At 55.8% G+C, this 6,645-nt stretch carries 8 protein-coding genes and 1 pseudogene; 7 read left to right on the top strand and 2 right to left on the bottom strand.

Features of this window, described 5'->3' with window-relative positions; translation table 11 throughout:
* Positions 1-238 (top strand): hypothetical protein (locus N826_RS45070; RefSeq protein ID WP_211099505.1); only part of this gene is annotated, 238 nt, incomplete at its 5' end.
* A 92-nt stretch (positions 239-330) separates the two neighbouring features.
* Here the strand turns inward: N826_RS45070 and N826_RS44005 are convergent.
* Both N826_RS44005 and N826_RS38140 read right to left on the bottom strand, forming a co-directional pair.
* Positions 331-564, bottom strand: a complete 234-nt coding sequence (locus tag N826_RS44005; RefSeq protein ID WP_147041312.1) for a hypothetical protein — start codon at positions 562-564, stop codon at positions 331-333.
* A gap of 173 nt (positions 565-737) precedes the next feature.
* Positions 738-1,211: a thermonuclease family protein gene (locus N826_RS38140; protein ID WP_052832799.1), complete on the bottom strand. Its 474-nt coding sequence runs from the start codon at positions 1,209-1,211 to the stop codon at positions 738-740.
* Positions 1,212-2,008: 797 nt separating this feature from the next.
* Here N826_RS38140 and N826_RS44000 point away from each other — a divergent pair.
* The 6 genes and pseudogenes from N826_RS44000 to N826_RS38110 all read left to right on the top strand — a co-directional run.
* Positions 2,009-2,158 carry a hypothetical protein gene (locus N826_RS44000; RefSeq protein ID WP_157599431.1) on the top strand — a complete coding sequence of 50 codons (150 nt, stop codon included), beginning with the start codon at positions 2,009-2,011 and terminating at the stop codon, positions 2,156-2,158.
* A 305-nt stretch (positions 2,159-2,463) separates the two neighbouring features.
* A complete protein-coding gene (locus N826_RS41165; protein WP_052832798.1) occupies positions 2,464-2,976 on the top strand; it encodes an HGGxSTG domain-containing protein in 513 nt (170 codons plus the stop codon).
* Positions 2,977-3,026: 50 nt separating this feature from the next.
* On the top strand, positions 3,027-3,335 hold the full coding sequence (locus N826_RS38130) for a hypothetical protein (protein ID WP_044437712.1): 309 nt from the start codon (positions 3,027-3,029) through the stop codon (positions 3,333-3,335).
* Positions 3,256-3,444, top strand: a pseudogene (locus N826_RS46240) (HGGxSTG domain-containing protein); the annotation flags it as partial. The gene N826_RS38130 and the pseudogene N826_RS46240, both read left to right, overlap by 80 nt.
* Positions 3,445-3,504: 60 nt before the next feature.
* On the top strand, positions 3,505-3,933 hold the full coding sequence (locus N826_RS41160) for a hypothetical protein (protein WP_147041311.1): 429 nt from the start codon (positions 3,505-3,507) through the stop codon (positions 3,931-3,933).
* 1,916 nt (positions 3,934-5,849) lie between these two features.
* Positions 5,850-6,645 (top strand): IS256 family transposase (locus N826_RS38110; protein ID WP_044437709.1); only part of this gene is annotated, 796 nt, incomplete at its 3' end.

Genomic DNA, 6,645 nt, shown 5'->3' with positions numbered 1-6,645 from the left:
GGAAACCCGCTGTCAACGCTTGATCCAGTGCAACTACGCTACGCTTACGGAGGATGAGGTGGATGCCCTTTGTGACAGGCAGTGCGCGATCATGGACGAAATCGAGCGGATGCCGTCGACATCCACGGCTGGGATCGTGGCGAAGCTTGAGTTGTGGCAGCTCACCCATGAGCACTACGCTGATGACAATGACACGCTCGTCATGTCCGCTATCGATGATCTGAAGGCGCTGTCGTAGCTCTGAGGAACCATGCGCTGCTGCTCGGCCACAACTAGTCGGGGGCAGCGCGTGGGCAGCGGTACCGGCCATGATCCTTCATGAAAAGGGCATCACTGGCAGATGTCTTCGTAGTTGATGCGCACATGCACAGGTCGGCCAGCCTGTCTGTTTCGGGCGGCTGTTTGATCCGTTTCACCAACAAAGTGAAATATGCGGGCCATGTGCGGAAGCCTTTCTGGAGAAAGCCGCCACGCTACATGCGCGAGAAAGATCAGTCCGCTCAACTGGGCGATCAAATCAGCAGTCTCGGCAGCAAAGTCAAAAGTGTTTGGATCGCTGTTCATGATTGTGCCGATATAACAAGGGGCATCCGCTTTCGATGAGCTTCGGTGTCAACTCCGATTTTCCGTAAATTTTCTGCCAAGCGGCATGATTGCCAAGATCAGCTTGCAATCGATTTAACAGCGCTGCGAGTTGCGCCGCCTGAGCCTCAGGACCAATTTCCACCATCGGCCACCTACCTTGTCATACCCAAGTCATACCCGATATCTAGAACCTTTTGGTTAAAAATGTCTATACACAACCAAACATCATAGCCGGTAACTGGCCGCAAAACAGCATCAAGTTCGGCCTGTCTGTAGCGGCGATAATCCAGTGCATTTCCTGACCTGACCATCTGCTCGCCCAGGTCAGCGCCGCCAACAGCACAGGACGCTACCACGCGCTGATACCGGTCGCGGTCTACCTGGACGCAGGTGACCACCCTGCCCTTCACCAGCTCCCGAAGAGCATCGCGGGCGACGACACCGCAGGCAGATCCGCCGCATTTCTGCTTTAGCTCCGGCGCATCGATCCCCCACAGGCGGACCTTGTTGCCGGAAAGCGTGAGCGTGTCACCATCATGGACGCTGGCGACACGGCCTGACAGGTCAGCAAGCGCTGGCGTGGCGAACAGCAAGACGGCGAGAGTGGCGGGGGCGAGTTTCAGCATGGGAACATCATACCGCAGTCAAGACTCGGCGCGAAGCGCAGGAACACAGCGTTTACACTGCTGTTGGCGCCGCATGGAAGACAAGAACCTGCAACGCGGCAGCAACGATACTGATCGGGATGGTTATCATCTGGATCACGGCTGCCATCGTCGCCGTTGTGTTTAACATGCTGTCGTAGCGGATAAGAAAGGCATCATAAACATGCCTATCAGCAGAACATGAAGAGAGTCATTCGGGCTCTTATTGATATAATTTTGTTCGAATTAATATTGATGTCGTTCTTTGGCGTCATATTCGTGTTGATTCATATTCGTGTTGATATTTTAGCGCAAAAGAAGACCCGCTCCGCAGTGGAGCCAGAACGGGCCTGAGTGCACCTGCGAGGCAGCCCACTTTAAGTGTGGCTGCCCCTCGTCAACGCTATCCTACGATCCTTAGCAGCCGGTATCTACGGGCATACCCAGCCTGCGCTGGTCGTGGTCGATGTATCAATAGAAAGTCAGCAACGTCCGCAACTATCACTTGTTGCTGAGACATGCCCCATCGACATCGTCTTTTCCAAGAACGTCTTGCAGACCTAAACTACCAGTGGCAGATCGCTCCACAGGAAGCACGACCGAGCATCGAGCGCTCTATGCTACTCATTATTGCCATGGAGGAATCTATCCTTCTGGCTAAAGAACGCGCCGAAATTGCGGAGCAGCGGCTGGCGCGTGCGAAGGAGATCCTTCGTCGGCTCGACAGGCGGGATTGAATACGCTGTATCTATGATAAATTCGCCTTCATGGAAAACCGTATGGAACGCCTGAACAGGCTTGCTCGGATGGCAACTGCGCTTCGCCATCGTGAGCGGATCGAGCGCATCATCCGCACATTCAAGGAGGCGGACGATGCTGCACAGCACGCAGCGGAGACCATGAAGCGGATCATGAACAAGACGAGCTGACGTCGCACAGAAAAAAGGCCCGCTCCGGAATGCCGACAAACGAGCGAGCCTTTGAGTAAATGCGGATTTTCTCTGGGGTAGAAACATGGCGCTTTCCCTTAGTGAGCGGGAGCGAGAAAACGCCATTTGAAATAACCGATTATCCCACCCATCATCGGCGGTATCTCCCGGTATACATAGTCAGGACAAGGAGCGGGCCTAAAACTCTCGCAAAGAAGCGTTATCGAACGCATATTCACAGGAGTCATTTACACCTGCGGATAGACCAATGTGTTTCGTTCGACTGTCTTTTTTCGGAAAACCCCATGAACGACGAGCATAAGCGCATTTGCGGCGCGATGAATCGTCAGGGGAAACCTTGCCAAGTAGCCCCCATGAAGGGGAGGGCTCGCTGTCGTCTTCATGGTGGTAAGACTCCGAAGGGCAACCACACAGGTCCGATGCGGCATGGACTTTACAGCGCCGCGTTAACAGAGGCCGAGAAGGCAGTGTGGTTGGATACGCCGACTGGCAACGTCGATGATGAGATCCGGATGTGTAAAATCTGGTTGGCAAGAGCGCTAGCTTTAGACTCCGCCATCAACCAAGACCCGCACTCATCGTCCAACAAGAGCGGCTTGGTGCTGTCCGAAATCCGCCAGTCATCCAGCGGGGACAGCAAGTCGACCGACGTGATCACGCGCAGGCCCGACACGATCGCCAGGATCAACATGTTGCTGGGGAGGATCGCGCAATTGGAGAAGACGCGGTCGGATCTAATCGACTCCCAAGCTGAACACGGCGATGCGGACGGCCAGCCTCTGCCATGGGTGGATTGATGACGATGACGATTGATGCCGCCCAGGTCGAGAAGCTCGTCGAATAACAGTTGGAGGCCGACGCTATCGCCGACTTCCTCGGCGTGCCCCGTGACGCCTTCAAGGCGAGCATGACGGACGATCCGGCCATAGAGGCTGCATGGCGGCGCGGCCGGGCAAACTTGCAAGCAAAGACCATGGAGTGGCTGGTGATCAGCGCTCGGAAGGGATCAGTTCAGGCACAGATCTATCTGGCTGATCGTGTCCTCCAACTGAGCAAGCCGGCCGAACTGGACGTGGATGCTGTCCGCTACGTGGTCGAGATCCCCGCTCAACTGCCGGCGGCCGACTGGCAAGCCGCCTTCAAGCCGGCATTCTGAGAGAACCCCCATGGAAGAACCTTCGAAGCGCCTCTGTGGAGCTCAAAACCGTCGGGGAGAACCTTGCCGGAAACCGCCTATGGCTGGAAAGACGAGGTGCATGATGCATGGAGGGAAGACACCCAAGGGAACGCCAGGAAATCGCCGGCACGGGCTCTACAGCACTCACTTGACCGAGAAAGAGCGGGCTGGATGGGATGACATCCAGATCGGCTCCCTTGAAGACGAGTTGCGACTGCTTCGGGTTTATGTCGCCCACTGCGTCGCCCTCGATACCACCGCGGCAAACGACCCCGGCAGCCTGGAATTGACTGAGATGCGCACCACTACGGGAGAGAGCGCATCCGAAACCATCGTTACCCGCCGGCCTGATACATCCGGCCGGATGAACTGGCTATTCGGACGCATCGCCCTCCTGGAGAGGACGAGGGCTGACCTCATCGCCTCGACCAAGGATACCGGCGCCGACCCGTACGATCAGGCAAGACGAATTCGTGAAGCCCTACATGCTATGGAAGCGGTCGAGCACGATGGACAATGCGATGCCGAAGGAGATGAACAGAAGCGGGCGATAGCTCCAAATCCCTCTCCCCTCTGATGTCTACTACCAATAACGCGCGATCGCTCGAGGTCCAGCTGATGTGAGATCGTTGGACCGATGCATGAGTCCCCAACTCAGATGCATCCAGGGTGATCTGCGGTTGCCCTATTGCAGATCTCGGGTAGGGCCAGTGTTCCACATCGCTGGCCCACCTCCTGCCCTGCCGATGGCGAGAATATGGCAGCAGGACCGCCGGGGAGCCTCCCCAGGAGTCCGCCAGAGCGCCGCTGGTGCGGTTCCGTGGTTCGGGGCACCCCTTTGCCCGCTCAGGCCACTCCTGCGGCTTCCTACGGCCCAGGATGATCCTGAAACCGCCGCCGCTGAAAGTTCCCACTGCTTAGGGTGACATCGTCGAACGGGCAGAATTATACGTTAAGGCACGAAGGCTTATAGCCTCCGCTTTCCATAAAATCTGTTAGAGTATACCAGAAACGCACAAATAATTATAAGGTAACCTTCTATGACAGTGACTCGGATAGCAGGTGCATTTCTTCTGCTTACAATACTCGGGACGTTGCTCGCGGCATTTATGGCTTCCGAGCGGGGCAACATGCCCCTGTGCTGGTTTTTAGTCGCCATGGTGGGCGTGGAGATCGTCTTCTGGTTGGCAATTTGATGCATAAGATTACATATCTTCGAATCCGTACTCCCAAGTAGCGCTCTTCCATAGTGTCTGTTCGCCGTAACGCCCTATCGGCAGGGGAGAAAGCCTACGGCACGTTCGCTTTCTCGACTGTCTTGGGGGTGGAATTCAGAGCAGCGAGCCTGTGTTCCAGTTCGACGATCTTGATCGTATGTTCCAGAAGAACCGCGTCGCGCGCCCGCCGCTGCTTGAGGCTCCAGGAAATGATAAGGAAGCCAAATACACTAAAAATAGTTACAAATATTATTACTAAATTTACCACGAGAAGAGTGTGCGGCATCGGGAAGTTATAAACAATCAACAATATATTGTATATTAAAAGAGCCGTCATTAGTATTACAAGAAACAAAAAGAAGACTTCTATAGGTGTAAACCATTTATATTGTTTCATGGTTGTTCCTCGCTTTCCTGAAGGCAGGAATCTTCCAAAGTTCATAGTCTAAATTATCTTCATATAATGAATTCTGTCACAAGGTATGCTTGGTGGCTGTTCCAAAAGCGTAACTCAGACAGAGCAATTCTGCGGGCTCGTATGGGCTTTCCTGCGTTCGTCGGAACTATGCCAATCCAGACGATGATGCTGCGCAGCAATGCTGTTACGGTCAACGTGAGTTCTATTCTGGAGACAGAAACTCCCGCACCCTAATCCGGTGCGGGCTTCTTTCCCGCCCTACCGACACCGCCGAGCACACCAGTCGGCATAAGCCATCCCAGACTGCGCGCCACTCCACCCCCGTGCTGTTGCGGGGATTGCGTGATACCTCCCTGTGTCACGGCCTCGATGTAAACTGAACTGTTCATGAAACTTCCCGTACTAGGCCACGGTACGGGATTTTTCTGATCACCGCCGCCGGCCCCGCTACATTATGGTGTCCCCCGATTACATCGTCGTTCGTGGTCTCAGATCTAAATTGTGGTCATCATCCAGAATATTCGGCTCGGTGATATACCATCGAAACGATTCCAGGCTGGCTCCCTCGTCTGCGACGATGATGATCCGGGCAGAGCCATGCTCATCGAGCAGGAAATTCAACATGCGCGCCGCCTCGTAATCGAGGTACATCTCAGCGGGCCGACGAAAGAACATCCAGCACGCGGCAACGCAGACACCTCGGATCGTGTCCCCAGGCGTGGTGTAAGAGCGCCCGTTCCGGGTCAGGCCCGCAGGGAGGCGTAGCCGACCGGAGGGCCTGCCCCGGAACGGGCGGTCATCGTGGTTCTCGGGTAAAGTCTGGTCACCACAACACATACCTGATCCAAGGTGACCACGATGACCGACGAGATGATGACGCTTCGTTCGATGCTTGAAAAGGGCACTGATGCGGATGTGCTGCGTGAGATGATCGGCTTTGCCGCTCAACGACTGATGGAACTTGAGGTTCAGGCGCTGACCGGCGCCGGCCATGGCGAACGGTCAGTTGACCGGCTCACGCATCGCAATGGCTACCGCGAGCGTGATTGGGAGACCCGCGCTGGAACGATCGAGCTGAAAATCCCGAAGCTGCGCAAGGGCAGCTATTTTCCAGGATTTCTGGAGCCGCGCCGAATGGCGGAGAAGGCACTGACCGCGGTGATCCAGGAAGCCTATATCCATGGCGTTTCGACCCGCTCGGTGGACGATCTGGTCAAAGCGATGGGCATGTCCGGCATCTCCAAAAGCCAAGTCAGTCGGCTGTGCGAGGAGATAGACGAGCGGGTGAACACCTTCCTGACCCGGCCCATTGAAGGTGACTGGCCCTACCTCTGGATCGATGCCACCTACATCAAGGTCCGTCAGAATGGCCGGATCGTCTCGGTCGCCGTGACGATCGCCGTGGCTGTGAATACCGATGGCCGACGCGAAGTGCTGGGCATGGACATCGGTTGCTCGGAAGCGGAAACCTTCTGGCTCGAGTTCCTGCGTAAGCTCAAGCGGCGCGGGCTTGCCGGCGTCAAACTGGTAATCTCGGATGCCCATGAAGGCATCAAGGCAGCCGTATCCAAGGTCTTCCAGGCCACTTGGCAACGCTGCCGGGTCCACACCATCCGAACGCAATCCGACATCCGGCTCGGCCGCGGTGTCGCGC

Source organism: Skermanella aerolata KACC 11604 (assembly GCF_000936425.1).
GTDB lineage: Bacteria > Pseudomonadota > Alphaproteobacteria > Azospirillales > Azospirillaceae > Skermanella > Skermanella aerolata.
The sequence above is the reverse complement of the archived record's forward strand: the minus strand, read 5'-3'. Positions and strand labels throughout refer to the sequence as shown.

Bases quoted from the DNA above. Each gene is read 5' to 3' on its own strand.
- N826_RS38140 (WP_052832799.1), bottom strand. From the start codon at position 1,211: ATGCTGAAACTCGCCCCCGCCACTCTCGCCGTCTTGCTGTTCGCCACG.
- N826_RS44000 (WP_157599431.1), top strand. From the start codon at position 2,009: ATGGAACGCCTGAACAGGCTTGCTCGGATGGCAACTGCGCTTCGCCAT.
- N826_RS41165 (WP_052832798.1), top strand. From the start codon at position 2,464: ATGAACGACGAGCATAAGCGCATTTGCGGCGCGATGAATCGTCAGGGG.
- N826_RS44005 (WP_147041312.1), bottom strand. From the start codon at position 564: ATGAACAGCGATCCAAACACTTTTGACTTTGCTGCCGAGACTGCTGAT.